A 24,811-nucleotide genomic window follows, 5' to 3' on the forward strand; every position below is an offset into this window, starting at 1 on the left:
CCTCCCAGCTCGTGCGCGTGTTGGCCGGATCGTACTCGGCGCGATGGGCTTCGGCGAGTGCGGGGACCCCCCTTTGCTACCGGCGGGTCGGAATCAGCCCGGCGCGACGAACCCGGACTCGTACGCGGCGATGACCGCCTGGGTGCGATCCCGGGCACCCAACTTCGCCAGCACGCCACTGACATGCGACTTCACGGTCTCGGTGCCGACGATCAGCTGCACGGCGATCTCCGCGTTCGACAACCCGCGCGCCATCAGCCGCAGAACATCCGCCTCACGTTCGGTCAGCGCCGCCCGCTCCATGGCGGCCCGCGCGGCCCGATTCCCACCACTCTCGCCGTACTCGGCGGCCAGCTGCCGCACCGAGGCGGGGAACAGCAGCGACTCGCCCTCGGCGACCAGCCGCACCGCGTGCACGATCTCGGCCGGCCGCGCCCGCTTCAGCAGGAACCCGTCGGCGCCCGCGCGCAGCGCCTCGTAGACGTACTCGTCGTTCTCGAACGTCGTCACCACGAGGATCTTCGGCGGCTCGGCCACCGTGCGCAGCACGGCACGCGTCGCCTCGATGCCGTCCATCAGGGGCATCCGGACGTCCATGGCGACGACGTCCGGCCGCAACTGCCGCACCAGCGGGATCACCGCGGCTCCGTCGGCCGCCTCCCCGACGACCTCGATGTCGGGCTGCGCCTCCAGAACGGCCCGCAGACCCGCCCGTACGAGGGGTTCGTCGTCGACGAGGAGAACGGTGACCGGCATCCGGCCAGCCTAGGGGGTGTTTGAAAGTCCCGCACAGCACCCACGGCGCCCGGCACGCACCTTCGCCGCACCGGCCGAAGCCCCAAGTACGTCCAGTACGAGGGCCTTCGTCCGGCACGCCGAGGGCACGCACCGAACACCGCGGGCACCGCACAGGACTTTCAAAACACCCCCTAGATCAGCGCAGCGGCAGCTCGACGTGCACCTGCCAGTCGCCCGCGTCGGGGCCGGTGTGGGCCCGCCCGCCGAGCAGGGCCGCACGCTCGCGGATCCCCCGCAGGCCGCTGCCCCGGCCCGGACCCGGTATCTCCGCGCGCAGCGGATTGCGGACCTCCAGGCCCAGCGTGCCCGCGTCGACGCAGACACGCACACGGACCGGGACGCTCCCCGCATGCCGGAGCACATTGGTGAGCGACTCCTGGAGGATGCGATAGCCCTCGCGGGAGACGGGCCCGGGCACGCTCTCCAGCGCTCCCGTCACCTCGGCGTCCACCTTCGCGCCGGAACCGCGCGCCGACTCCAGGAGCCGGTCCGCCTCGGCGAGCGTCGGGCGGCTGCTCACGGGACGCGCTTGCTCGCGCAGCACGCCGAGCACCCGCTCCAGGTCCTCGAGGGCGGCCCTGCCGGTCTCCTCGATGGCCCCCAGGGCACGGTCGGTGAACTCCGGATCACCGGCCGCCCGCGCCGCTCCCGCCTGCACCACCGCCACCGTCAGCGCGTGCCCGATGGAGTCGTGCAACTCCCGCGCGATGCGGTTGCGCTCCAAGAGCCGCTCCGTGCGCTCCTCCAGCGCGGCGAGCCGCTCGACGGCGGAGGGGCCGAGGAGACGGCGCGCGATCACGGTGACGAGCTCACCGAGGCCGACGATGGAGGCACCGGAGGCGAGCAGCGCGATCGGCACCAGAAGCCCATAAGCCGCATGGGGCTGGACATGCCGCAGAAGCGGGTTGCCGCCCGGCACGGACCCGAACGCGAGCCCGGCGAAGTCCACGGCGAACGTCGGCAGCCAGACGCAGCTGAACATCGCCAGAGCGCCGAGGACCATGCGCACCTCGAGCCAGACCACGGTGCGCAGCCGGTCCGCCCAGGTCGCCGAGGGAGCGACCGAGATCCCCGCGTCGCGGTCCCGCCGCCCGCCCGGCACGAGCATCAACTGTGCCTGGACGCCCTCGCCGAGCCGCACCGCCGGGACCAGCCCCAGCGGGACGAGCAGCAGCGCGGGCACCCACCAGTGCTCCATGTCGATGAAGAGCCACACGCTCTCGAACAGCATCGGAACCCATAGGTGCAGCAGTCGTGTGTACGTCGTCCCCCGGAACAGCGGGCGCAGAAAGCGGGCCATTGGGTCATCGTGGCAGGCGGCACCGGCAACTGGCTTCCCCCGAGCGGGGGAGACGAACTCCACCCGCGGGGGAGGCCCCAAGGGGGCACCGGCGGCCAGGCTGAGGTCATGACCAGCATCGACGTCCAAGACCTCACCAAGGAGTACGGCAGCACACGGGCCGTGGACCACCTCACCTTCCGAGTGCTCCCCGGCCGCGTCACCGGCTTCCTCGGGCCCAACGGCGCCGGAAAGTCCACCACCATGCGGCTCGTGCTCGGCCTGGACCGGCCGACGTCCGGCACCGCCAGGATCGACGGCCGCCCCTACGTCACGCTGCCCGAGCCGCTGCGCCACGTGGGCGCCCTGCTCGACGCACAGGCCGCGCACGGATCGCGTACGGCCCGGGACCATCTGCGGATGCTCGCCGCGAGCAACCGCGTCCCCGAGCGCCGTGTGGACGAACTGCTGGAGGAGACGGGCCTCGCGTCGGTCGCGAGGCGGCGGGTGAAGACGTACTCCCTCGGGATGCGCCAGCGCCTGGGCATCGCGGCCGCCCTCCTGGGCGATCCGCCCGTGGTGATGCTGGACGAGCCGTCCAACGGCCTCGATCCCGAAGGGATCATCTGGATCCGCGAGGTGCTGCGCCGGCTCGCCCGGGAGGGCCGCACGGTGCTGGTCTCCAGCCATCTGATGAACGAGACCGCCTCCTTCGCCGACCACCTCGTGGTCCTGGGCCGGGGACGCCTGCTGGCCGACACACCGATGCGGGAGTTCATCCACGCGCGTGTGCAGCCACGGGTTCGGGTGCGCACCACGGACGGCGCGGTTCTCGGGGCACTGCTCGCACGGCACGGCTATGAGGCCGTCGAGGACGAGGACGGACGCTGGAGCGTGCACGACGCGCGTGTGGAGGACATCGGCCGGCTCGCGTCCGGCGCCGCGGTGACCGTCCTCGAACTCGCGGCGGAGGAGGGAACGTTGGAGCAGGCCTATCTCGATCTGACGGCCTCGGAGGCCGAGTTCACCGCCCACCCGTCCGCGACGCAGCCCCAGGAGGCCTGACCATGTCGTTCACACCCGTGCTCCGGGCCGAATGGATCAAGATCCGCACGCTTCGGTCGCTGATCGCAGGACTCTGCGCCGTCCTCGTGCTCACCGCCGCTTTCTCGGCACTCGCCGGACTCGACACCGACGGCGAGGAGTTCGACCCGCTGTTCTCCGCCTTCTTCGGTGTCAGCTTCGGGCAGGTCGCGGCGATCGCCTTCGGCGCGACGGCCGTCTCCTGCGAGTTCCAGGGCGGCGCGCTGCGCCTCTCGCTGGCCGCGGTGCCGAACCGGCGGCGGTGGTTCACGGCCAAGGCGGTGGCGATCGGCGGCCCCGCACTGATCGTGGGCCTGCTGACCGGCGCGGTGAGCCTGGTCGTCGGCAAGGCGGTGCTCGGAGCCAAGGCCGACGGGCTGACCTGGGGCGAAGAGCTGCGTGCCGTGGTCGGCTGCGGCGTCTACCTCGCGCTGATGGCCCTGTTCGCGGCCGGACTCACGGCGCTGTTGCGCAGTGGCGTGGCCACCCTGAGCATCCTGGTCCCCTTCCTCCTGATCGTCTCCTTCGTGATCGGGGGAGTGTCGGGAAACGCCGCCGACTTCCTGCCCGACCGGGCGGGACAGGTGGTGCTCCACCACACGTCCCAGAGCGCCCTCGGACCGTGGACCGGACTTGCGGTGACCGCAGCCTGGACGCTGGCGGCCCTCCTCGTGGGCGGCTGGAGCGTACAGCGCAGGGACGCCTGACCTCGGGAAGCCCTGACGCCCCGCCAAATGTCAGTGGTGGCCGGTTTACTGGAACACATGACCATCGCGCAGCATCTGGCCACGATCGACCGGCTGTGCTCCCAGGACTTCCCGGCGGAGCACGGCCGGTCGGACACCGGCACCGGGGGACCGGGCTACCACGTCGCCGAGTTGGCGACCAGCGACGACTTCTGGGAGGACGACGGCACACGGTGGCAGGAGACGGAGGAACAGTTCGAGGCCGACCGGGACGGTCTCTCCGAGCGCCTGACCGAGCGTTGGGGAGACCCGCAACGATTCAGCCTGGCCGGCGTCTTCGGCCGGGCGACGGAGGGCGAGGACATACCCGAGCCCTGGGCCGACCTGAGCTCTCACGTGCCGGACTTGCACCTCTGGCGGACGGACGACCACGGCCAGGCCCGCAGCCACGCCCGCTGGGTGGCCCTTGGCGTCTCCCAGTGGGACAAGGAACTGCCGTTCCAGCTCATAGCCGTCGTGACGGAGATCGACCCCCCGTGACCATGGCGGGCGGTCCTCAGTGCTCCTCAGGCTGTCCACAGTGCTCGGCAGCCGCCCGCAACCGCCCGAACTCCTCAGCCATCGTCGCCGCCGTCCAATGCGCGTTGAGCCCACTGGGGTTGGGCAGCACCCACACCCGGGTGGCGCCGATCGTCCGCTCCTGCGGGCCGACCTGGGCCTTGCGGTCACCGAAGGCCGCCCGGTACGCGGTCACGCCCACCACGGCCAGCCACCGCGGCCGCAGCCGCTCCACCTTGGCGCTCAGCAGCCGCCCGCCCTCCAGGTACTCCTCGGAGGTCAGCTCGTCGGCGCGCGCCGAGGCCCGCGCGACCACGTTCGTGATGCCCAGCCCGTACGAGAGCAACTCGCCCTGCTCCGACGGCTTCAGCAGCCGCGGCGTGAACCCGGACAGATGCAGCACCGGCCAGAACCGGTTGCCCGGACGGGCGAAGTGATGGCCCGTGGCCGCCGTCATCAGCCCAGGGTTGATGCCGCAGAACAGAACATGGAGACCGTCCGCGACGACATCCGGCACGAGCCGGTCGCGAGCGGCCTCCAGGTCCGCCGGGGTGAACCGGGTCAGAGGATCGCCCCCGGCGTGTAACCCGCCGCCACCGGGTGCTGCTTGACGATCTCCTCGATACGACCGACGACGACGGCGACCTGGTCGGCGGCGGCACCGGTGAAGGACAGCTTGTCGGCCATCAGCTCGTCGAGCTGGGCCCGGTCGAGCGGGATGCGCTCGTCCGCGGCGAGCTTGTCGAGCAGCTCGTTGCGCTCGGTGCCCTGCTCGCGCATGGCGAGGGCCGAGGCGACGGCGTTCTCCTTGATGGCCTCATGCGCGACCTCGCGGCCCACACCCGCACGCACCGCGCCCATCAGCACCTTGGTGGTGGCGAGGAACGGCAGGTAGCGGTCCAGCTCACGGGCGACCACGGCAGGGAAGGCGCCGAACTCGTCGAGCACGGTCAGGAAGGTCTCCAGCAGCCCGTCCAGCGCGAAGAAGGCGTCCGGCAGCGCGACGCGGCGCACCACCGAGCACGACACGTCGCCCTCGTTCCACTGGTCGCCAGCCAGCTCGCCGGTCATCGACGCGTAGCCGCGCAGGATCACCATCAGGCCGTTGACGCGCTCGCAGGAGCGGGTGTTCATCTTGTGCGGCATCGCGGAGGAACCGACCTGGCCCGGCTTGAAGCCCTCGGTGACCAGCTCGTGTCCGGCCATCAGCCGGACCGTCTTGGCGAGCGAGGACGGCGCGGCGGCGAGCTGCACCAGCGCGGTCACGACCTCGTAGTCCAGCGAGCGCGGGTAGACCTGGCCGACAGAGGTGAACGCCTGCGAGAAGCCCAGGTGCCCGGCGATCCGCTGCTCCAGCTCCGCAAGCTTCGCCGCGTCCCCGCCCAGCAGGTCGAGCATGTCCTGCGCGGTGCCGACCGGGCCCTTGATGCCGCGCAGCGGGTAGCGGCCGAGCAGCTCCTCGACGCGGCCGTACGCGACGAGCAGCTCGTCGGCGGTGGTCGCGAAGCGCTTGCCGAGGGTGGTGGCCTGCGCGGCCACGTTGTGCGAGCGGCCGGCCATGACCAGCTCGGCGTACTCACCCGCCAGCTTGCCCAACCGCGCCAGCACGGCCACCGTACGGTCGCGCATCAGCTCCAGGGAGAGCCGGATCTGCAACTGCTCGACGTTCTCGGTGAGGTCCCGGGACGTCATGCCCTTGTGCACCTGCTCGTGCCCGGCGAGGTCGTTGAACTCCTCGATCCGCGCCTTCACGTCATGCCGCGTGACCTTCTCGCGCTCGGCGATCGAGGCCAGGTCGACCCGGTCGAGCACTCGCTCGTAGTCGGCGAGGGCGGCGTCCGGCACCTCGATCCCCAGGTCCTTCTGGGCCCGCAGCACGGCGAGCCACAGCTGACGCTCCAGCTTCACCTTCTGCTCGGGGGACCAGAGCACGGCGAGCTCGGTGGAGGCGTAACGTCCGGCGAGGACGTTCGGGATACGGGGCTTTGCAGGCGCGGCAGTCACGTGTACGGATTCTACTGGCGATTAGTGCAGGCCAGCGCCGCAGGGTTCTTCGTCGGAACCTACGAGCCGGGCCCCGAGCCGTCCGCGATCTCGGCCAGGATGTCGCCGTGGCACAGCTCGGGTGCGCACCAGCAGGCCAGCGTCATCCCTCGCAGGGCGGGCACCTCGGCCAGCAGTTCCGGGCGTTCCAGCAGGTACGCCCGGTACTTCCGCATGACCTCGGCACGCGTGCCGTCGCGCTTCTTCGTCGCCGTGTCCGGGGCGAAGGGGTTGTACAGCGCGTGCTGCGGCAGATCCCAGTGGCCCATGGTCCAGCGGCGGCCGACGTAGACGAGGTCGGCGGGGGCGTTTTCCAGCCGGGGGCCGAATTCGCGGATGTGGCCCTTGAGGTTGATCACGGTCGTGGTCATGCGGGGCTCCCTCGGCCTCGGGGCCTATGCGACAGGCCCGTCGTACGGCAGCAGGTCCGGGCGCTTCGCCGGGAGTCCGTCGCCCGACGAGCGTCCTGTCAGCCGCCGTCCTATCCACGGCAGCAGGTACTGCCGGGCGAAGCGGGCGTCCGCGGTCCGGCGCGCGACCCAGCGCGGCGGCAGGGTGGCGGGCGGCGCCGTACGCCACTCCGTATCCTCCGCCTCGTACCCCAGCGTCTGCCACACGGCCTCGGCGACGCGGCGGTGTCCCTCGCCCGTGAGGTGCAGCCGGTCGACGTCCCACAGACGGGGGTCGGCCAGCGAGGGCGCGCCGTACAGGTCGACGACGAGCGCGCCGTGCCGCTGCGCGAGGTTGTCCACGTGCTCGAAGAGCTCCTCCATGCGCGGCCGGAACCGCTCAAGGACCGGACCGGTGCGGCCCGGGCTGCGCATCAGCACCAGCTGCTTGCAGGCCGGGGCGAGCTGCTCGACGGCCTCCTCCAGGAGCCCGCGGACGCGGCCCATGTCGCACTTGGGACGCAGTGTGTCGTTCAGGCCGCCGACCAGCGTGATCACGTCGGCCTCCATGGCGGCCGCGACGCTGACCTGTTCCTCGACGATCTGTCCGATCAGCTTGCCCCGCACCGCGAGGTTGGCGTATCGGAAACCGGGCGTGTGCGCGGCCATCCGGGCCGCGAGGAGATCGGCCCAGCCCCGGTAGGAGCCGTCGGGCAGCAGGTCCGACATGCCCTCGGTGAAGGAGTCGCCGATCGCGACGAGGCTGGTGTACGTGGCATTTGTCTGCATGGCGAAAGCGATGGTAACCCGGCCGCATACCCAGCGGTCGGTCGGCCCGGGCCGACCGACCGCCGACGGCCTCAGACCGGCTGCCCGAACAGCTCCCGCAGCACGTCCTCCATGGTCACCAGACCCGCGAGGAGTCCGTCACCGCCGAGTACGGCCGCGAGGTGCGTGCGACTGCGGCGCATCGCCGTGAGCACGTCGTCCAGCGGTGTGCTCTCCCGCACGCGCGCGATGGGCCGCATGTCCCGGACCTGGAAGGGCAGGTCGCTCGGCATGGCGTCCAGCGCGTCCTTGACGTGCAGATAGCCCACGATCCGGCGGCCCTCGTCCACGACCGGGAAGCGCGAGAAGCCGGACTCGGCCGACAGCTGCTCCAGCTGCTCGGGCGTGACGCCCACGCGCGCGTAGACGATGCGCTCCAGCGGGAGGACGACGTCGCGCACGGGCCGGCGGCCGAGCTCCAGCGCGTCGTGCAGCCGCTCCTGGGCACGGTCGTCGATGAGCCCGGCGGCGCTGGAGTCCTTCACCAGCCGGGCCAGTTCGTCGTCGGTGAAGGTCGCGGCGACCTCGTCCTTCACCTCCACCCGCAGCAGCTTCAGCAGCGTGTTGGCGAACGCGTTGATGGTGAAGATCACCGGCCGCAGCGCCCGGGACAGGGCCACCAGCGGCGGGCCGAGCAGCAGCGCCGTGCGCACCGGCTCGGCGAGTGCGATGTTCTTCGGCACCATCTCGCCGAGGAGCATGTGCAGATACGTCGCCAGGGTCAGCGCGATGACGAACGAGACCGCGTGACCCGCGCTCTCCGGTACGCCGACCGCGTGGAACACGGGCTCCAGAAGGTGCGCGATCGCGGGCTCGGCCACCACGCCGAGGACCAGCGTGCACAGGGTGATGCCGAGCTGCGCGGCGGCCAGCAGCGCGGAGACGTGCTCCAGGCCCCACAGGACGCTGCGCGCCCGGCGGTCGCCTTCTTCGGCATGCGGCTCGATCTGGCTGCGGCGCACCGAGATCAGTGCGAACTCGGCGCCCACGAAGAAGGCGTTCACGACGAGCGTCGCGAGGCCGATCAGCAGTTGCACGGCGGTCATCGCGCCTCCTCCTCGTCCTCGGCGAACGGCGCGTGCAGCAGCACGCGGGCGGCGCGTCGGCCCGACGCGTCCACCACGTCGAGCCGCCAGCCGACGACCTCGACGGTGTCACCGACGGCGGGGATACGGCCGAGCTCGGTCGCGACGAGACCGGCCAGCGTCTCGTAGGGCCCGTCGGGTGCCCGCAGCCCGACCCGGGCGAGCTGGTCGGTGCGGGCGGCGCCGTCCGCCGAGTACAGGGCGCGGCCGTCGTCGTCGGCGCCGGCCGGGGCCAGGTCGGACGTCTCGTGCGGGTCGTGCTCGTCGCGTACCTCGCCGACGACCTCCTCGACGATGTCCTCCAGGGTGGCGACGCCCGCTGTGCCGCCGTACTCGTCGATGACGACGGCCATCGTGCGCTTGCCGGACAGCCGGTCGAGGAGCCGGTCGACGGTCAGCGACTCCGGGACGAGCAGGGGCTCGCGCATGAGCTGGGCGACGGGGTGGCGGGCCCGGCGGTCGGCGGGCACGGCCAGCACGTCCTTGATGTGGGCGACGCCGACGACCGAGTCGAGGTTGCCGCGGTACACGGGGAAGCGGGAAAGCCCCGTCGCCCGCGTCGCGTTCGCCACGTCCTCGCACGTGGCCTGGACGTCCAGCGCCATGACCTGGACGCGCGGGGTCATCACGTTCTCGGCGGTCAGGTCGGCCAGGTTGAGGGTGCGCACGAACAGTTCCGCGGTGTCCGCCTCCAGGGCGCCGGCCTTCGCGGAGTGCCGGGCCAGGGCCACCAGCTCCTGCGGTCCGCGCGCGGAGGCGAGCTCCTCGGCGGGTTCGAGGCCGAAACGGCGTACGGCGTGGTTGGCGGTGTTGTTGAGGTGCGAGATGAACGGGCGGAACGCGGAGCTGAACCAGCGCTGCGGCGTCGCCACACGCTTGGCGACGGCCAGCGGCGAGGAGATCGCCCAGTTCTTGGGCACCAGCTCGCCGACGACCATGAGAAAGACCGTCGACAGGGCCGTACCGATGACCAGCGCCAGCGAGGTGGAGGCGGAGGGCGGAACGCCGATCGACTCCAGCGGCCCCGCGATGAGCCGGCCGATGGACGGCTCGGCGAGCATGCCGACCACGAGGTTGGTGACGGTGATGCCGAGCTGGGCGCCGGAGAGCTGGAACGTCAGATTCCGTACGGCCTTGAGGGCGCCCGAGGCGCCGCGCTCACCGCGCTCGACGGCTCGCTCCAGTTCGCTGCGCTCGACGGTCGTCAGGGAGAACTCCGCCGCGACGAACGCGCCGCAGGCCAGCGAGAGCACGATCGCCAATCCGAGCAGGAGCACTTCGGTCATCGGGTCACCTCCGTCCCATGATCGGCCAGGGACGGGGGGATCGCGCGATGTCGGGTACGGGGAGGCTCGCCCATGGGCGGACGCTCACACCTTTCGGTCAGGGGGACGATTGATCCTCCATGGTAAAGGATCGGCAAAGTTGCTCGTCCGCTGCGGCGCTAACCCCTCGAATCCTGGCAGCTCACCCTCATCCGGCGCTCTGTGATTACAGGGGCTTGACCCAGCGACGCCAGTGGTCCTCGCGCTGGTAGCCGGCTGCAGCCCAGGTGTGGTGGGCCTGTTCGTTGGCCTCCAGGACCATGGCGTCGACGCGTCGTCCGCCGAGGGCGGCGAAGCGTTGTTCGGCTGCTTCCAGCAGGGCGGTGGCGATGCCCTGCCGACGGTGGCCGGGGTGCACGGCGAGTCGGTAGGCGGAGCAGCGCCAACCGTCGAAGCCGGCTATCACGGTTCCGGCAAGGAGCCCGTCCCGCTCTGCGAGGAGCAGGGCTTCGGGATCGCGCGTGATGAGTGCGGCCACTCCGTCGTGGTCGTCACTGATGCTGGTTCCTTCCGCGGCGTCGCGCCAGAACCGCAGCACGGTGTCGATGTCGGAGTGGGTGGCGTGGCGGATGTGGAGATCGCTCATGGGGTGAGCCAAGCAGAGTGCCGGTTTGTGCCGCGAGCGGTTTCTCTGCTTCGCGGTGCGGTCGGCGCGGGAAGGGCCCCCGCAAGGATGCGCGTTGCGGGAGCCCTTCGGTCTCTTCCGAGTGGGAAGCGTGCCCGGGAGTGTTACGTGCCGGCGGGCGCGGCCGAAAGTACGTGGTCGCCGGCCTTGTCGGTGCTCAGGCAGAGGGAGCAGACGACGGCGTCGTGCGTCTGGCAGGCGGCCACGTCCGGGCGCTCGAACTCCTGCCGGCACACGTGGCAGTCGTACGTGACCGCGCTCGGATTGCCCTCCGAGTCGAGAAGGGGCTCGGTGATGCCGTCGTCGGAGCGGCGCAGGTAGTACTTGCCCTTGGTGACCACGGCCATCAGCGGGGTGAGGACGAAGGCGATGACGGCGGCGGCGACGGGGGAGTACGGCTGGAGGGTGTCGCCGAGGGCGTGGAAGTACAGGGCGATGGACAGACCGGAGGCGGCGACGAAGGAGACGACGCCGACCGGGTTGACGGCGTAGAGCATGCCGCGGCGGAACTCCGGCTGGAGCGGGGAGAGTTTGAGCAGGTACTTGTTGATGCCGATGTCGGTGGCGACGGTGACCACCCAGGCGATCGCGCAGTTCGAGTAGAAGCCGAGGATGTCGTTGAGGAAGCTGAACATGTCGGCCTCCATCAGGGCGAGCGCGAAGCCGAGGTTGACCAGGACGAAGACCATGCGGCCGGGGTAGTGCTTGGTGATGCGGGTGAAGGAGTTCGTCCAGGCCAGGGAGCCGGAGTAGGCGTTGGTCACGTTGATCTTGATCTGACTGATCACGACGAGTGCCACGGCCAGCGGGAGGACCAGCCAGGACGGCATCATCGCGTCGAAGGCGCTGCGGAACTGCTGGATCGGCTCGGTCGCGGCGGCCGGCCCGACCTTGGCCAGGATGTACACGGCGAGGAAGACGCCGATGGCCTGCTTCAGGGCGCCGAGCACCACCCAGCCGGGGCCGGCCATGACCACCGCGGTCCACCAAGTGCGCTTGTTCGCCTCGGTCTTGGGCGGCATGAAGCGCAGGTAGTCGATCTGCTCACCGATCTGCGCGATCAGCGACAGACACACGCCCGCGCCCAGCAGCACCGACGCGGTGTTGACGTCGCCGTCGCCGTCCGTGCCGGCATAGCCGAGGAAGCGGTCGACCGTGCCCGGGTCGGTGGAGATGAGATAGACCAGCGGGGCGATCATCAACAGCAGCCAGACCGGTGTGGTCCACACCTGCAGCTTGCTCAGTGCCTTCATGCCGTAGATCACCAGCGGGATCACCATCAGCGTGGAGACCAAATAGCCCAGCCACAGCGGCAGTCCGAGGCCCAGCTTGAGGCCCTGGGCCATGATCGAGCCTTCGAGGGCGAAGAAGATGAAGGTGAAGCTGGCGAAGATGACACCGGTCAGGACCGAGCCGTAGTAGCCGAAGCCGGAGCCGCGGGTGATCAGGTCCAGGTCGATGTTGTAGCGGGCGCCGTAGTAGGCGAGCGGGAAGCCGGTGACGAAGATGACGACGGCGGCCACGGCGATCGCCACGAGCGCGTTTCCGGTGCCATGGGCCAGCCCGATGCCGGCGCCGATGGAGAAGTCGGCCATGTAGGCGATGCCACCGAGTGCGGTCGTCGCCACGACCATCGGGGTCCAGCGGCGGTAACTGCGGGGCGCGAAGCGGAGGGTGTAGTCCTCCAGGGTCTCTTTCGCGGAGTGGTCGGCACCCGGCGCTGCCTTCTGCGCGGGTACCGGCTCGGTGACATCTGCCAGTCGCGGCTCGGTGCTCATGCCACGCCTCCTTGCTGCGGGTGGGGGACTGCCTGCGGAGGTGTCTCGCCTTTGAGGCACGGCGACGTAGTCGGGAAGGACAGGCGTGCTCTGTGCGGAGAGCTGTTCATCCTCATGTCCATGACGGGGGACGCTAGGAGCGAGTCGTTACCCCTAAATACTTCGTGGATGAAGGAGGTGTTTCGGAAGGCTCTCGTGGCACGGCTGTTCGGCCTCGCGGGCCAGGTGAGGAGGCAGGCAGCAGCCTCGGCTGCAAGGGGCCTGTAGACGCCGGTGACGGCCAACGGCCGGGAGGCGACGACCAGTTCGGCATCCGGCCAACGGCAAGGTTCGCGACAGGTTCGCCGCCGACGCGGGCGCCGGCGGCATCAACTCGCAGGAGACGGCCGCGGTTCGAAGGCCAACGCTACGAGGGCCCTTTCCCCTCGGTGCGGGCCGCTTGCAGGTCGGCGAGCAGTTCGGCCTGGCCGGCCAGCACGCCCGACAGGATCGTGCGTGCCACCCGCAGCAGCTCGGCCACATGCGGGCTCGTCAGCGAGTAATACACCATCGAGCCCTCCTTGCGCGTCACGACCAGGTTCGCCCGGCGCAGCACGGCCAGTTGCTGCGAGAGATGCGCCGGCTCGATCCCCACCTCGGGCAGCATCTCGGCGACCGCGTGCTCGCGCTCGCTCAGCAGCTCCAGGACGCGGATACGGGCCGGGTGACCGAGGGTTTTGAAGAACTCGGCCTTCAGCTGGTACAGCGGCGTACTCACCGTGCCGTCCCCTCCCCTGTGCAGCGGCACGGCATCAGCGGCCGGGCCTCGGCGCATCGCATCCAACCACTCGTCAAGAACATGCGCCCTATCCTCGCGTGCGGCACCGGCCACGCCGAATCCGCGCCGGAGACCTCGGTCATACGCAGTACGGCGGGACGGGTACTCATCGCGCCGCTTCCTCGCTGCCGGCCGAAGCCGGCTGGGCCGGGACGGCCGAAAGGACACCGGCCGACTCCAGGTGGTCGCGCGCGCCCCGGATCGCCTCGGGCGTGGTGGCGTACTCCCCACCCTCGTGGCGCAGCAGGTCCAGCGCGCCGACGGAGTCGAGGACCTGACGCTGGCCGGGGCGGATCCCGGAGGCGAGGACGAGAATGCCGCGCCGCTTCAGCTTCTCCACCGCGTCCTTGAGGACCAGCGCTCCGGTGGCGTCCATCGTGGAGACCCGCGACATACGCAGGATGACAACCCGGACGTCGGCCACCTCGGTCAGCTCCAGCAGGAAGCGGTGCGCGGCGGCGAAGAACAGCGGACCGTCGATGCGGTACGCCACGATGTGCTCGGCCAGCAGCGCGTGTTCCTCGGCGCTGTGGTCGCCTCGGTCCAGCGGCACCTGATCGAAGCGGGCCTGCTTGGCAACGGCGCGCAGGGCGAGGGCACCCGCCACGACCAGGCCGACGATGACCGCGTAGACGAGGTCGAGGGCCAGGGTCGCGGCGGCGGTGAGGACGAGGATGAGTGCGTCCGAGCGGGTCGCCTTGGCCATGGCGCGCAGCGAGCTCACCTCGACCATGCGGATCGCGGTTGCCAGCAGGACACCAGCCAGGGCGGCCAGCGGAATCTTCGAGACGAGGGGGGCGGCGGCGAAGACGATCACGGCCAGTACCGCGGCGTGGGTGAGGGCGGCCAGCCGGGAAGTCGCGCCGGTGCGGACGTTGACCGCGGTACGGGCGATCGCGCCGGTCGCGGGGACACCGCCGAACAGCGGGGCGGCGATGTTGGCCAGACCCTGCCCGAACAGCTCCCGGTCCGGATCGTGCTGCTGGCCCACGGTCATGCCGTCGGCCACCGACGCCGACAGCAGTGACTCCAGCGCGGCCAGGGCGGCGACCGCCACGGCGGGGGCGAGCAGCGACCCGAGCGAGCCGAGGTCGAGGAAGGACAAATCCGGCAGGGGCAGCCCCGAGGGCAGCTCGCCGATCGGCTTCGCCGCGTCCAGGTGCGCGAGCTGTGCGACGGCCGTCGCGGCGATCACGGTCACGATGGAGAACGGGACGGTCGGCCGCCAGCGGGCGCCGAGCAGCATGACGGCGGCCACCGCGATCGCGAAGCCGATGGCCGTCCAGTTCGGGGTCCTGGCGAACGCCTCGACGGCCCGCCAGGTCACCACGAGCACGCGATCGCCCCCGGGCTTGGGCACGCCGAGGGCGTTGGGAACCTGCTGCAGACCGATCACGCAGGCGATGCCGAGGGTGAAGCCCTCGACGACCGGGGCGGGCACGTACTGCATGTATTTACCGGCCCGCAGCGCGGCCAGGCCGACGAGCATGACACCCGCCACAAGGCCGACGGTGAGCACCCCGGTCGGCCCGTACCGGTCCACGATCGGCACGAGGACCACCGTCATCGCACCCGTCGGGCCGGACACCTGGAGGTTGGACCCGCCGAAGACCGCGGCGAGCGCGCCCGCGACCACGGCGGTCGCCAGGCCCGCCTCCGCGCCAAGACCCGAGGAGACACCGAAGCCGAGCGCGAGCGGCAGTGCGACGATCGCGACGGTCAGCCCCGCGAGCAGGTCCCGGCGCGGGTCGCGCCGCATCTGAGCCAGGTCGCCTCGGCCGGGCAGCAGCGCGGTGAACCGGGCCCGCGCCCGGCTGGATGCCGTGGTCATCGCGCGACGGCCTCGGCTTCCCGCACGGTCGAGAAGAACTCGGTCTTCGCCTGGTGCAGCGGTACGGACACGACCCCTCGGCTTCCCTTCAAGGCCCCACCCCGGGGCGGATGCGAAAGGCTGTGCCCGCGGCTACCTGCGAGCACAGCCAACAAAGCATCTAACCAATTGCGAAATTTAGCAATTCCGCATCCGGCTGCGGCCTTGGCGGCCCCGCACGGGGCCCCTCGTGCGATCAGGCTTTCTTGACCACACTCGACTTGAGCTGCATCGCCCCGAAGCCGTCGACCTTGCAGTCGATGTCATGACCGTCGACACCGTCGACCAGCCGGATGTTGCGCACCTTGGTGCCGGCCTTGATCCCCGACGGGCTCCCCTTGACCTTGAGCGCCTTCACGACCACCACGCTGTCGCCGTCCTGGAGCACATTGCCGACGGCGTCCTTGACGACGTGCTCCCCGGCCACGTCGGCGCCCTCGGTGCCGGCCTCGGCGGGGACCCATTCGTGGCCGCACTCGGGGCACACCATCAGGGCGTTCATCTCGTAGGTGTACTCGCACGAGCACTTCGGGCAGGGAGGAGGATTCTCGAGCATCCCGTGAGCGTATCGTCCTCGAACCGCCGGATTCCGCGACGCGGACAGCCCCCGGATCACTCCCCGCGCAGCGCCTCGACGACCGCCCCGAACGCCTCCATGTGGGGTTCCAGGACGGTCAGGTACGAGAATCCGTACCGTTCCCGCCGTGCCCGCAGCTGTGCGGTGATCTCCTCCACGGTCCCCACGAGGACGATCGGAAGATCAAGGACCTGCTCCTCGGTCAGCTGCGGAACACGGGAGAGCAGATCCTGCACCGCGGCGCTGCGGTCCTCGGTGACGGCGACCAGCTGGAGCAGCAGGTTCAGCTCGGCGGGCTCGGCGCGGCCGGTCGCGAACCGCCGGTAGGCGGCGACGCGCTCGTCGAGTTCCTCGGCGGTGAGCGGCGCGAGCGCGCCCGTCGTGCTGCCCGCCACCGAGCGCGCCCCGGCGAACGCCGCGATGTCGGCGTGCTCGGCGGTCAGCTTCAGCATCCGCTCGCCGTTGCCCCCGATCAGCAGCGGAACCCGGGGCTTCTGCACGGGCCGCGGCTGGTGCTCGGGCGAACCGAGAAGCCGGTCCAACTCCTCGACCGTACGCAGAAGATGGTCGACGCGCTCGCCCGGTGTGCCGAACGGCAGGCCTGCCGTGTCGTGTTCGGCCTGTACGTAGCCGGTGCCCAGCCCGAGTTCGAGGCGCCCGCCAGTCAGCGCGTCCGTGGTCGCGACCTCGCGGGCCAGCAACGCCGGGTTCCAGAAACCCGTGTTGAGGACGAACGTGCCCACGCGCGGCCGCTCGGTCGCCTCGGCCGCGGCGACCAGCGCCGGGAACGGGGCGGGCATGCCGAGGTGATCGGGGACCAGGATCACGTCGTATCCCAGTGCCTCGGCCCGGCGGCACTTCGCGCGCCACTCCTCGGCGGGTGCGGAGGAGAGCAGGTTGACACCGAATCGGAATGGCCGCGGCATGAACTCTCCTCGATGGTGGTGGAGTTGAGAGTCGATCACTCGTGAGCGATCGCCGCAAGTACGTTCATCCACGATGCGCGCAGTGCGGGCAGCAGTGCCGCCACGATGCCCACGACCGCCGAACCCACCACCACCCCGACGATGGTGCTCCACGGCACGGCCAGCGCCTTCATGCCCTGCAGCGCCAGCACCTGCTGTACGCAGACGCCCCACACCAGCCCCAGCGCGAGCCCCAGGACCGCGCCGAACACGGCGATCATCACCGACTCCAGCCGGATCATGCGGCGCAGCTGACGTCGGGCGAGCCCGATGGCGCGCAGCAGTCCGATCTCGCGGGTGCGCTCCACGACCGACAGGGCAAGGGTGTTGACCACGCCGAGCACCGCGATGACGATCGCGAGGCCGAGCAGCGCGTACACGAGGTAGAGCAGCACGGCGATCTGGTCGTGGACCAGTTGCTTGTAGTCGGCGATGTCGCGCACCTGAACCTGGGGGTACGGGTCGAGCGTCTTGTCCAGATGGGCGCGCAGCTGGTCCTCGCTCGTGCCCGGCTTGGCGTTCACGTACAGCGCCAGGTCCTGCGCGCCGGGCACGTACTTCTCGATGGTCCCGAACCCGAAGAACAGACCGCCCTGCATCCCGAACCCGTCGGAGCCGTCCTGGTCGGTGAGCGCGCCCACCTTCAGCTCGGCTCTGCGGCCGGCCGGGAACTCGACGGAGATCGTGCTGCCGATCCGTACGTGGTGGTCCTTCGCGAAGTCCACGTCCATGCCGAGGGCGCCGTCCGCGAGCGCCGCGGCGGTGTTTCCCTGCGCGTAGGTGATGTGGGCGACGTCGTCGAGCCGGGGCTCGTAGGCAGCGGCGGCCGTCTTGACGCGCTTGCCGTCCGGAAGGTGAACGGCGAGCGGCGTGTACCGCTGTCGTACGACGAGTCCCGCGCCGTCCGTGGCGCTCACCTTCGCGGCGATCTCCTGGGTGAACGGGACGAAGTTGCTGTTCTGCACCACGAAGTCGGCGCCCAGCGACTTGTCGATCTGCTGGTCGAAGGACTTGCTCATGGAGGCGCTGGCCACGGACATGCCGCCGACCAGTGCGAGGCCCACCATGAGGGCGGCCGCGGTGGCGCCCGTGCGCCGCGGATTGCGCAGCGCGTTGCGCTGGCTCATCCGGCCGACCGAGCCGAACAGGGCGGGGAAACCGGCGCCGAGGACCCGGATCACCGGGCGGACCAGCAGCGGTCCCGCGATCACGGTGGCGATGAGGGTGAGGACCACGCCGAGCCCCAGCAGGGACGCAGCCGACGCGGTCTTCGTCGCCGTGGCACACCCCGCGAGCGCGGCGGCGCCGGCCGCTCCGACGATCGCGCCCACGATCGCCCGTACCCGCAACGGCTTTCCCACACCGGCGATCTCGGCGTCCGCGAGGGCCGCCATGGGGGAGACGCCGGCCGCGCGCCGGGCCGGGAGATACGCGGCCACGAACGTGACGCCGACTCCGACGACGTACGCCGAGACAGGCGTCACCCAGCCGATCACCATCTCGGTGGACTTGAGGTTCATGCCGAACACGCCCATGAGCTCGATCAGTCCGGCCGCCAGCCCGATGCCCGCGGCGAGCCCGAGCGTCGAGCCGACCAGGCCGAGCAGTGCCGCCTCGGTGAGCACGGACCGGCGCACCTGCCGCCGGTCGGCGCCCAGCGCGCGCAACAGGCCCAGCTCCCGGGTGCGTTGGGCGATGAGCATCGAGAACGTGTTGACGATGAGGAAGACGCCGACGAGGACGGCGATCCCGGCGAAGCCGAGCATCACGTACTTGATGACGTCGAGGAAGCCGCCGATGTCGGCCGCGTCGGACTTGGCCTGCTCGTCCGCGGTCTTCACGTCGTAGGTGTTCGAGCCGAGTTCGGCCGCGACGCGCTGCTTGAGCACGTCGTCGCTGACGCCCTTCGCGGCGTCCAGCGAGATGCTGGTGGCCGCGCCGGCGCTGCCCAGCAGCTTCGTCTGCGCGGTGGGGGTGTCGAGGAAGACGAGTGCGGCGCCCGGGTTCGTGGTGGTGAACGTGGCGATGCCCACGACCTTCACCTTGAAGGGGTGGGCGCGCGGCTGCACCGTTAGGGTGTCGCCGATGCGCACGTGCTTCTTCTTCGCCGTGTCCGCGTCGAGGAGCGCCTCGGCGGCCCCGTGCGGGGCGTGGCCGGAGGTCAGCTTCACCGGACTGCGGTCGGTGACCTCCCAGTTGGTGACGATGGTGGGGGCCCCGGTGGTCGGTCCGACCGCGTCGTTGTCGCTGTCGACCACCGTGATGTTCTGGACGGAGGCGTCCACATGGGTCGCGGCGACGCCGTCGATCTTCTTCAGCCGCTCCGCGAGGGAGGCGGGCACGGTGGCGGTGGCCCCGGAGGAGATCTGTGAGTCGAGATCGTCCTTCGGGTTCACGACCACATCGGCCGATGTGGAGGCGAAGAGCCGGTCGAAGGTGCGGGTGACCGTGTCCGAGAAGATCAGACTGCCCGCGACGAACGCCACGGACAGGACGACGGCCAACGCCGACAGGAGCAGCCGCCCCTTGTGTGCCAGGAAGCTCCGCAGGGTCGCCTTGAGCACGGCCTCAGTCCTTGTCGAGGGATACGTCGTCGGAGGCGTCGTCGCCGGCCGGGTGAGCGTCACCGTCGCCGACCGCGTGAAGGTCGCCGTCACCGTCGAAGTTCGCCCGGATCGTGTCGAAACGCTTCATGCGTTCGAGTACCGCTTCGGCCGTCGGCCGCGCCATCTCGTCCACGATCCGCCCGTCGGCGAGGAAGAGCACCAGATCGGAGTGGGCGGCGGCGCCCGGGTCGTGGGTGACCATGACCACGGTCTGGCCCAGGCCGTCCACTGCGTCGCGCAGGATGCCGAGGACCTCGAGGCCCGCTCGCGAGTCCAGGTTGCCCGTGGGCTCGTCCGCGAAGATCAGCTCGGGCCGGGAGGCCAACGCCCGCGCGCAGGCCACCCGCTGCTGCTGACCGCCGGACAGCTGAGCGGGCCGGTGCTTGAGCCGGTCCCGCAGCCCCAGCGTGTCGATGACCTGGTCCAGCCACTTCTCGTCGGGCTTTTTGCCCGCGATGTCCATGGGCAGCGTGATGTTCTCGGCGGCGTTCAGTGTCGGGATCAGGTTGAAGGACTGGAACATGAAACCGATCCGGTCCCGGCGCAGCCGCGTCAGCTCGCGTTCCTTCAGCCCGGTGATCTCGGTGTCGCCGAGCCACACCTGTCCCGCCGAGACCGTGTCGAGTCCCGCCAGGCAGTGCATGAGGGTGGACTTCCCGGAGCCCGAGGGCCCCATCACGGCGGTGAAGCGGCCGCGCGTGATGTCCACGTCGACCGAGTCGAGCGCGAGCACCGCCGTCTCACCGGTGCCGTACGCCTTCGTCAGACCGCGGGCGCGGGCGGCGGTCCCGTCGGCCCCCGGCCGGCCTGCAGGGTGCTCCGCAGCTGCTGTGGACAAGGCCGCCTCCTCAGTGATGGACGTCCCGACTCCCTTGTCCCGCCCGAGCCTAGTGTGATCCGAGGCACAGTCGGTATCCCCCCGAGGTGCCGGGCATGCTCCACCCCAGGGTGGGTCCCTGATACCCGTGTAAGGGGCACCCAGAGGCGTGCCTCGGACCCTCTTGCCGGTGCTAGCGCTGCAGCGCTAGCTTCGAGGTATGGCGAAGACGCAGCTGAACGTACGGGTGGACGAGGGCACCGCCCGGGCCGCCCGTGAACGAGCCCTGGAGCGCGGCATGAGTGTGAACCGCTACATCGAGGAACTGGTCAGGCAGGACACCGGCGAAGTGGGACACACCTTCGTCGAGGCCGCCGCCGATTTCATGAAGCAGTACGGATCCGTCTTCGCCGAGGAGTTCGGCGCGGACCGCGAAGGCACCCGCGAAGGTCGTCACTGATCCCTTGAGCAGTCTCAGAGTCGACCTTGCCTGGCTTCTCATGATCGCCGAACAGAAGACGCCCGGAGACCCCCAGGTCACCGACTGGGGAGCCCTCGTCGCCGCCGTCAGCCGGCACGAGGCGGAGATATTCGGCATTCCCGTCTACGACAGCCCCCACCGCCGCGCCGCCGCGCTGCTCCAGCTCCTGCTGCACGTCCCGGCACTCGAACGCTCCAACGCGATGTTCGCCACGGCCGTCGCCTACGCCTATCTCGTCGCGAGCGGCCTCAAGGTCGTCACCTCGCCCGAGCAGGTCCGCGAGCTCGCGCGGCTGGTCAAGGGCGGTGACGCGACCGTCGCCGACATCGCGCGCGAGCTGCGCCGCTGGAGCCTATGACGCTGCCTTGTGGGAGGCCTCTTCCTCGGAGAGACGAGGGCGCCACGCACTGCCCAGCACGCAGTACGAGGTGGGCAGCCGTGGCCCCTTCTCCGGCATCAACAGCCGCTGGTAGGGGCCCAGTTCGAACCCGGCGTCGCGCAGCGCGGCGACCGGGTCCCGGGCCAGATGGCAGCCGCCGGCGAGCCGCGGCCACAGCGTGCGGTCCAGGCCGCGCTGGGCGGAGCTCATCGCGCGCCCGCCGCCCCTGCCGTGCTCGAAGAACCGCACGGTGGCGCCCGGCCGCAGCACCCGCCGCAGTTCACCGAGCGCGCGTGGCACGTCCCGCACACTGCACAGCACCAGCGACACCACCGCGGCGTCGAACGCCTCGCTCTTGACCGGCAGCGCCTCCGCTGCGCCCGGCACCACGTCGACGGGCACGTCCGCGCGCAGGGCCGCCTCCACGGCCAGCTGCCGCAGCAGGCGCTCCGGTTCGATCGCCACGACCTCCGAGACGGTGCTCGGGTAGTGCGCGAAGTTCAGGCCGTTGCCCGCGCCGATCTCGATGACCCGGCCGGACAGCCCGGCCAGCAGCCGATCGCGTACGCCGCCCATCCCGAACCTGGTCTCGGCGCTCACGCTGATGCGGGCGTAGTAGCGGGCGAACAGCGGATGGTGGACTGCGTCCCGCGGCACCTTGCCGGAGCGTGCGGACCGTAGCGGCATGGGGACCTCCCGGGGCGGACGGGCCTTACCCCGATTGTGCCCCGGGTCGGTGCGCCGCACCCCCGCCGAGCGGTTCCGGTCGGTCCGGGACCGCACGACGGGGGCGCGGACCCGTCAGGCGACGAAGTCGCGCACCTGCCCGTAGACGCCGTAGTCGTTGTTCATGTCGGTGTGCGATATGCAGCCGACCTCGACGTTGGTGGCGCCGCTCAGGATCGCGGTGGTGTCCGGGGTGAGCGCGTCGTCGCAGTTCGACCAGTAGCTGGCGTAGGAGACGCTGCCCGGTGTCTCGTCCCCGGAGTTCAGCGAGGTCAGGAACGAGCTGCCGGTGTACATCTCCGCGCAGGACGTGTAGAGCCACTTGCACCAGGAGGCCGTCGTGGTCCCGTGGTTCACCCCGGCGGCGGAGACGAAGTCGTCGACGTACGCGGTCCCGCCGAGGTTCTTGAGGTAGTACCGCGCGCTCAGCGCACCCATGGAGTGGACGACCAGGTCCACCTTGGAGGCGCCGGTCCGGGCGAGCACGCTCCTGACCTCGGTGGCCAGCTGCTGCGCGGTGGTCACGTTCGACTGGGACCAGTCGTAGGACCACGCGTCCAGCTCGGAGGCGCTGTAGCCGTCCGCCTCGAAGTCGGCGATCCAGTCGTCCCAGCTGCTCGACGAACTGCTGATCCCGTGCACGAAGACGATCGGGTTGTGGGCGGCGGCCTGAGCGGGGGAGGCGGTCAGGGAGAGGGACAGAAGAAGCGAGGCGGTCACGGCCGAGAGGACCGCGACGATACGGCGCATGCGGCGTTGCATGGTGCCTCCTGATACGGGTGGGGTTTCCCGGAGTGTCCGGCCGGGTCCACGCGCGCCGCATCGGTGAAATCGCCGGTCTTTACTAGTCAGTTAACCCGCCAGTAACATCAAGATCGTGGCGCCTCCGTGGAACCCCCCGCCTCTTCCGCAGACTTCGGCACAGCACGACACGCACGCGTGGCAGCACCTCGGCCCCCCACTTTCCGAGGGCGTACGCGTACGAGTGCTTCGTGCCGCGCACGGCGACCCGCGCGCCGCCGTGGAACTCGCCTCGGTCCTCAGCGAGTCCCAGCTCACCGGCCTCGAACCCCTCCCGGCGGAGCCCGCCACCCTGGCGCCCGCCCTGCTGCGCGGACACCGGCGCGAGATCCGCGCACTGCCCGAGAACACCCGACGGCTCCTGCTGCTCGCCGCGGCCGACCAGTACCCGGTCACCACCCACGCCTTCCTGCGCGCGCTCACCGCGGCCCGGCTCGACACCCGGCCCCTCGACGCGGCCGAGGCCGCCGGGCTCGCCCATGCCACGGCCGGCGGGATCGTCTTCCGCGACCCGTGGACGCGGATCGCCGCCTACGAGACCGCCTCGGCCGAGGACCGGCGCGAGGCCCACCAGCTGCTCGCCCGGGTGCTGTGCGACGCGGGTGAAGCACCCCGGCGGTCCTGGCACCGCGGCGCCGCCGCGCTCGGCCCCAGCCGACGGCTCGCGGCCGAACTGCGCGTCGCCGCCGACACGGTGCGTGCCGCCGGCGAACCGGCGCTGGCCTGCGCCCTCGCCGAGCGCGCCGCCAACCTGGCACCCGAACTCCGCGACCGCTCACGGCTGTTCGGGCAGGCCGCCGCCGACGCCTGGCACTCCGGAGACGGCGACCGCGCCCGCCGCCTCGTCGCCCGCACCGACGACGACGCCCTCGGCGGACTGCTCGCTCTACGCGCGGGGAACGCCACGGAAGCGTTCGACGCACTGCTGACGGCGACGGTCCGCCTCGCAGGCGACGGCGCCCTCGCGGACCGTCCCGACGCGGCCGTGCACCTCCTCGCCCGGGCCACCGAAGCCGTCATCTACACCGGGGACCTGCGCCGATGCCGCGAGGCGGCCGCCGTCGCCGACCGGTTCGGGCTCGTGCCGCCCGGCACGCTCGGCGGACTCGCGGCAGCTTTCGAGGGGCGCTACGACGACGCGCGCAGCGCACTCCGGGCGACCGCAGGACGCTGCGGCCCCGGCGGCGACCCCACCCTGCTGATCCACTCCGGGATAGCGGCGCTGATGCTCGGCGACCACACCGCAGCCGCCACCGCCACGGTGCGGGCGGCCGCCGCGGCGAGGGCCAGGGGCGAGACGGTCACCGTTTCGCAGGCCATGGAGTTCCGGGCCTACGCCGACTTCTGGACCGGACGTCCGCGCGCCGCCGAGGCCGGGGCACTGGAGGCGCTGCGGCAGGCGTACGCCACCGGCCAGGACAACGGCGCCTGCCATCTGCAGGCCGCCCTCGCCCTGTTCGCGGCCGTCGCGGGCGAGGAGGAGGCCTGCCGGGAGCGTGCCGAGGCCGCCCGCGCGTACGCGCTGGCCCGCGGACTCGGCCTGCCCGCCGCGCTGTCGCTGTTCGCCCTCGCCCTCCTCGACCTCACCGCCGGCCGCTTCGCCGCCTCCGCCGCCCGGCTGCGGGCGCTCGCCGGATACGGCCCCGGACACGGCCACCGGGCCATCCGCCACCTCGCCACCCCGCTCTACGTCGAAGCCGCCGTCCACACCGGCGACACCCGGGTCGCGGTGGCCGCCCACGCCGACTACGACCACTGGGCACGCACCGTCCGCAGCCCCGACGACCTGGCCCTCAGCGCCCGCTGCCGAGCCCTCCTCGCCCCCGGGGAGGACGCCGTCGAGCACTACCGCACCGCACTCGACCTGCATGCCGTCGGCACCCGGGAGTTCGAACGCGCCCGCACGGAGCTGCTGTTCGGCGGCGCCCTGCGGCGGCTGCGCCGGCGCACCGAGGCCCGCGACCGGCTGCACAGCTCCCTCGAAGCCTTCGAGCACTTCGGCTCCCCGCACTGCGCGGCCCGGGCCCGCGCCGAACTGCGCGCCCTCGGCGAACCCGCCGCACCCGCGCGCGGCGCCGACGACCTCGCCGGCCGCCTCACCGCCCAGCAGCTCCTGGTCGCCCGTATGGCCGCCGACGGAGCCACCAACCGTGAGATCGCCGGCCGTCTGCTGCTGAGTCCACGAACGATCGACCACCACCTGCGCGGCGTCTTCACCCGGCTGGGCATCCGCTCACGGATCGAGCTGGTGCGGCTGCTGGGGCAGGTGGGGGAGGACGGGGGGTGAGAGCCGGT

Annotated in this window: 24 protein-coding genes; 6 read left to right on the plus strand and 18 right to left on the minus strand. The window is 71.2% G+C overall.

Annotated elements, in window-relative coordinates; translation table 11 throughout:
• Positions 1–93: 93 nt before the first annotated feature.
• Together ACN6LB_RS03260 and ACN6LB_RS03265 are read right to left on the minus strand one after the other, a co-directional pair.
• Positions 94–756 (minus strand): response regulator transcription factor, encoded by a 663-nt coding sequence (locus ACN6LB_RS03260; protein ID WP_356137331.1) that lies wholly within the window; start codon positions 754–756, stop codon positions 94–96.
• A gap of 178 nt (positions 757–934) precedes the next feature.
• Positions 935–2,098, minus strand: a complete 1,164-nt coding sequence (locus tag ACN6LB_RS03265; protein WP_445024461.1) for a sensor histidine kinase — start codon at positions 2,096–2,098, stop codon at positions 935–937.
• A 108-nt stretch (positions 2,099–2,206) separates the two neighbouring features.
• Between ACN6LB_RS03265 and ACN6LB_RS03270 the strand changes: the two genes are divergently transcribed.
• From ACN6LB_RS03270 to ACN6LB_RS03280, 3 genes are read left to right on the plus strand one after another with little or no spacing between them, the layout of a single operon-like run.
• Complete coding sequence (locus tag ACN6LB_RS03270) at positions 2,207–3,142, plus strand: ABC transporter ATP-binding protein (RefSeq protein ID WP_445024462.1); 936 nt, start codon at positions 2,207–2,209, stop codon at positions 3,140–3,142.
• Positions 3,143–3,144: 2 nt separating this feature from the next.
• Positions 3,145–3,867 carry an ABC transporter permease gene (locus ACN6LB_RS03275; RefSeq protein WP_445024463.1) on the plus strand — a complete coding sequence of 241 codons (723 nt, stop codon included), beginning with the start codon at positions 3,145–3,147 and terminating at the stop codon, positions 3,865–3,867.
• A 57-nt stretch (positions 3,868–3,924) separates the two neighbouring features.
• Positions 3,925–4,386, plus strand: a complete 462-nt coding sequence (locus ACN6LB_RS03280) for a hypothetical protein (protein WP_445024464.1) — start codon at positions 3,925–3,927, stop codon at positions 4,384–4,386.
• A gap of 16 nt (positions 4,387–4,402) precedes the next feature.
• Here ACN6LB_RS03280 and mug read toward each other — a convergent pair whose 3' ends face one another.
• The 14 genes from mug to ACN6LB_RS03350 all read right to left on the minus strand — a co-directional run bounded on the left by mug (position 4,403) and on the right by ACN6LB_RS03350 (position 20,150).
• Entirely contained in the window at positions 4,403–4,969 is a 567-nt protein-coding gene (mug, locus tag ACN6LB_RS03285) for a G/U mismatch-specific DNA glycosylase (RefSeq protein WP_445024563.1), read from the minus strand.
• Positions 4,966–6,408, minus strand: a complete 1,443-nt coding sequence (gene purB / locus ACN6LB_RS03290) for an adenylosuccinate lyase (RefSeq protein ID WP_445024465.1) — start codon at positions 6,406–6,408, stop codon at positions 4,966–4,968. The genes mug and purB overlap by 4 nt, the downstream gene beginning before the upstream one ends.
• Positions 6,409–6,467: 59 nt before the next feature.
• Positions 6,468–6,818, minus strand: a complete 351-nt coding sequence (locus tag ACN6LB_RS03295; RefSeq protein WP_356137317.1) for a DUF4326 domain-containing protein — start codon at positions 6,816–6,818, stop codon at positions 6,468–6,470.
• Between the two features lie 24 nt (positions 6,819–6,842).
• On the minus strand, positions 6,843–7,625 hold the full coding sequence (locus ACN6LB_RS03300) for an SGNH/GDSL hydrolase family protein (protein ID WP_445024466.1): 783 nt from the start codon (positions 7,623–7,625) through the stop codon (positions 6,843–6,845).
• A 71-nt stretch (positions 7,626–7,696) separates the two neighbouring features.
• Positions 7,697–8,710 carry a hemolysin family protein gene (locus tag ACN6LB_RS03305; RefSeq protein WP_445024467.1) on the minus strand — a complete coding sequence of 338 codons (1,014 nt, stop codon included), beginning with the start codon at positions 8,708–8,710 and terminating at the stop codon, positions 7,697–7,699.
• On the minus strand, positions 8,707–10,035 hold the full coding sequence (locus ACN6LB_RS03310) for a hemolysin family protein (RefSeq protein ID WP_445024468.1): 1,329 nt from the start codon (positions 10,033–10,035) through the stop codon (positions 8,707–8,709). Before ACN6LB_RS03310 ends, ACN6LB_RS03305 begins: the two co-directional genes overlap by 4 nt.
• Positions 10,036–10,240: 205 nt before the next feature.
• On the minus strand, positions 10,241–10,660 hold the full coding sequence (locus ACN6LB_RS03315; protein WP_445024469.1) for a GNAT family N-acetyltransferase: 420 nt from the start codon (positions 10,658–10,660) through the stop codon (positions 10,241–10,243).
• 143 nt (positions 10,661–10,803) lie between these two features.
• On the minus strand, positions 10,804–12,477 hold the full coding sequence (locus ACN6LB_RS03320; RefSeq protein WP_445024470.1) for a purine-cytosine permease family protein: 1,674 nt from the start codon (positions 12,475–12,477) through the stop codon (positions 10,804–10,806).
• A gap of 406 nt (positions 12,478–12,883) precedes the next feature.
• Positions 12,884–13,234, minus strand: coding sequence for an ArsR/SmtB family transcription factor (locus ACN6LB_RS03325; RefSeq protein WP_356145069.1), 351 nt, complete (start codon positions 13,232–13,234; stop codon positions 12,884–12,886).
• A gap of 166 nt (positions 13,235–13,400) precedes the next feature.
• Positions 13,401–15,125, minus strand: coding sequence for a SulP family inorganic anion transporter (locus tag ACN6LB_RS03330; protein ID WP_445024471.1), 1,725 nt, complete (start codon positions 15,123–15,125; stop codon positions 13,401–13,403).
• A gap of 235 nt (positions 15,126–15,360) precedes the next feature.
• Positions 15,361–15,720, minus strand: coding sequence for a zinc ribbon domain-containing protein YjdM (locus ACN6LB_RS03335; RefSeq protein WP_445024472.1), 360 nt, complete (start codon positions 15,718–15,720; stop codon positions 15,361–15,363).
• Positions 15,721–15,776: 56 nt separating this feature from the next.
• Positions 15,777–16,667: an LLM class F420-dependent oxidoreductase gene (locus ACN6LB_RS03340; protein ID WP_445024473.1), complete on the minus strand. Its 891-nt coding sequence runs from the start codon at positions 16,665–16,667 to the stop codon at positions 15,777–15,779.
• Between the two features lie 35 nt (positions 16,668–16,702).
• Positions 16,703–19,270 (minus strand): ABC transporter permease, encoded by a 2,568-nt coding sequence (locus ACN6LB_RS03345; protein ID WP_445024474.1) that lies wholly within the window; start codon positions 19,268–19,270, stop codon positions 16,703–16,705.
• Between the two features lie 4 nt (positions 19,271–19,274).
• Positions 19,275–20,150 carry an ABC transporter ATP-binding protein gene (locus tag ACN6LB_RS03350; protein ID WP_445024475.1) on the minus strand — a complete coding sequence of 292 codons (876 nt, stop codon included), beginning with the start codon at positions 20,148–20,150 and terminating at the stop codon, positions 19,275–19,277.
• Positions 20,151–20,349: 199 nt separating this feature from the next.
• Here ACN6LB_RS03350 and ACN6LB_RS03355 point away from each other — a divergent pair, with 199 nt between their 5' ends.
• The gene (locus ACN6LB_RS03355) at positions 20,350–20,589 is read left to right on the plus strand and encodes a toxin-antitoxin system HicB family antitoxin (protein ID WP_356145057.1); all 240 of its coding nucleotides are present in this window, start codon (positions 20,350–20,352) and stop codon (positions 20,587–20,589) included.
• 4 nt (positions 20,590–20,593) lie between these two features.
• Entirely contained in the window at positions 20,594–20,968 is a 375-nt protein-coding gene (locus ACN6LB_RS03360; RefSeq protein WP_445024476.1) for a fic family toxin-antitoxin system, toxin component, read from the plus strand.
• Here the strand turns inward: ACN6LB_RS03360 and ACN6LB_RS03365 are convergent.
• Positions 20,963–21,676, minus strand: a complete 714-nt coding sequence (locus tag ACN6LB_RS03365; protein WP_445024477.1) for a class I SAM-dependent methyltransferase — start codon at positions 21,674–21,676, stop codon at positions 20,963–20,965. The two genes, ACN6LB_RS03360 and ACN6LB_RS03365, sit on opposite strands and share 6 nt — an antisense overlap.
• Before the next feature lie 114 nt (positions 21,677–21,790).
• A complete protein-coding gene (locus tag ACN6LB_RS03370) occupies positions 21,791–22,477 on the minus strand; it encodes an esterase/lipase family protein (RefSeq protein WP_445024478.1) in 687 nt (228 codons plus the stop codon).
• A gap of 115 nt (positions 22,478–22,592) precedes the next feature.
• Between ACN6LB_RS03370 and ACN6LB_RS03375 the strand changes: the two genes are divergently transcribed.
• Positions 22,593–24,803: a LuxR C-terminal-related transcriptional regulator gene (locus tag ACN6LB_RS03375; RefSeq protein ID WP_445024479.1), complete on the plus strand. Its 2,211-nt coding sequence runs from the start codon at positions 22,593–22,595 to the stop codon at positions 24,801–24,803.
• Positions 24,804–24,811: the final 8 nt, after the last annotated feature.

Source organism: Streptomyces sp. SAS_270 (assembly GCF_052543295.1).

Coding starts and splice junctions, on each gene's coding strand:
- ACN6LB_RS03310 (WP_445024468.1), bottom strand. CDS start 10,035: ATGACCGAAGTGCTCCTGCTCGGATTGGCGATCGTGCTCTCGCTGGCC.
- ACN6LB_RS03335 (WP_445024472.1), bottom strand. CDS start 15,720: ATGCTCGAGAATCCTCCTCCCTGCCCGAAGTGCTCGTGCGAGTACACC.
- ACN6LB_RS03275 (WP_445024463.1), top strand. CDS start 3,145: ATGTCGTTCACACCCGTGCTCCGGGCCGAATGGATCAAGATCCGCACG.
- ACN6LB_RS03330 (WP_445024471.1), bottom strand. CDS start 15,125: ATGACCACGGCATCCAGCCGGGCGCGGGCCCGGTTCACCGCGCTGCTG.
- ACN6LB_RS03355 (WP_356145057.1), top strand. CDS start 20,350: ATGGCGAAGACGCAGCTGAACGTACGGGTGGACGAGGGCACCGCCCGG.
- ACN6LB_RS03320 (WP_445024470.1), bottom strand. CDS start 12,477: ATGAGCACCGAGCCGCGACTGGCAGATGTCACCGAGCCGGTACCCGCG.
- ACN6LB_RS03305 (WP_445024467.1), bottom strand. CDS start 8,710: ATGACCGCCGTGCAACTGCTGATCGGCCTCGCGACGCTCGTCGTGAAC.
- ACN6LB_RS03340 (WP_445024473.1), bottom strand. CDS start 16,667: ATGCCGCGGCCATTCCGATTCGGTGTCAACCTGCTCTCCTCCGCACCC.
- ACN6LB_RS03280 (WP_445024464.1), top strand. CDS start 3,925: ATGACCATCGCGCAGCATCTGGCCACGATCGACCGGCTGTGCTCCCAG.
- ACN6LB_RS03315 (WP_445024469.1), bottom strand. CDS start 10,660: ATGAGCGATCTCCACATCCGCCACGCCACCCACTCCGACATCGACACC.
- ACN6LB_RS03295 (WP_356137317.1), bottom strand. CDS start 6,818: ATGACCACGACCGTGATCAACCTCAAGGGCCACATCCGCGAATTCGGC.
- ACN6LB_RS03265 (WP_445024461.1), bottom strand. CDS start 2,098: ATGGCCCGCTTTCTGCGCCCGCTGTTCCGGGGGACGACGTACACACGA.
- ACN6LB_RS03260 (WP_356137331.1), bottom strand. CDS start 756: ATGCCGGTCACCGTTCTCCTCGTCGACGACGAACCCCTCGTACGGGCG.
- ACN6LB_RS03270 (WP_445024462.1), top strand. CDS start 2,207: ATGACCAGCATCGACGTCCAAGACCTCACCAAGGAGTACGGCAGCACA.
- ACN6LB_RS03300 (WP_445024466.1), bottom strand. CDS start 7,625: ATGCAGACAAATGCCACGTACACCAGCCTCGTCGCGATCGGCGACTCC.
- ACN6LB_RS03370 (WP_445024478.1), bottom strand. CDS start 22,477: ATGCAACGCCGCATGCGCCGTATCGTCGCGGTCCTCTCGGCCGTGACC.
- ACN6LB_RS03365 (WP_445024477.1), bottom strand. CDS start 21,676: ATGCCGCTACGGTCCGCACGCTCCGGCAAGGTGCCGCGGGACGCAGTC.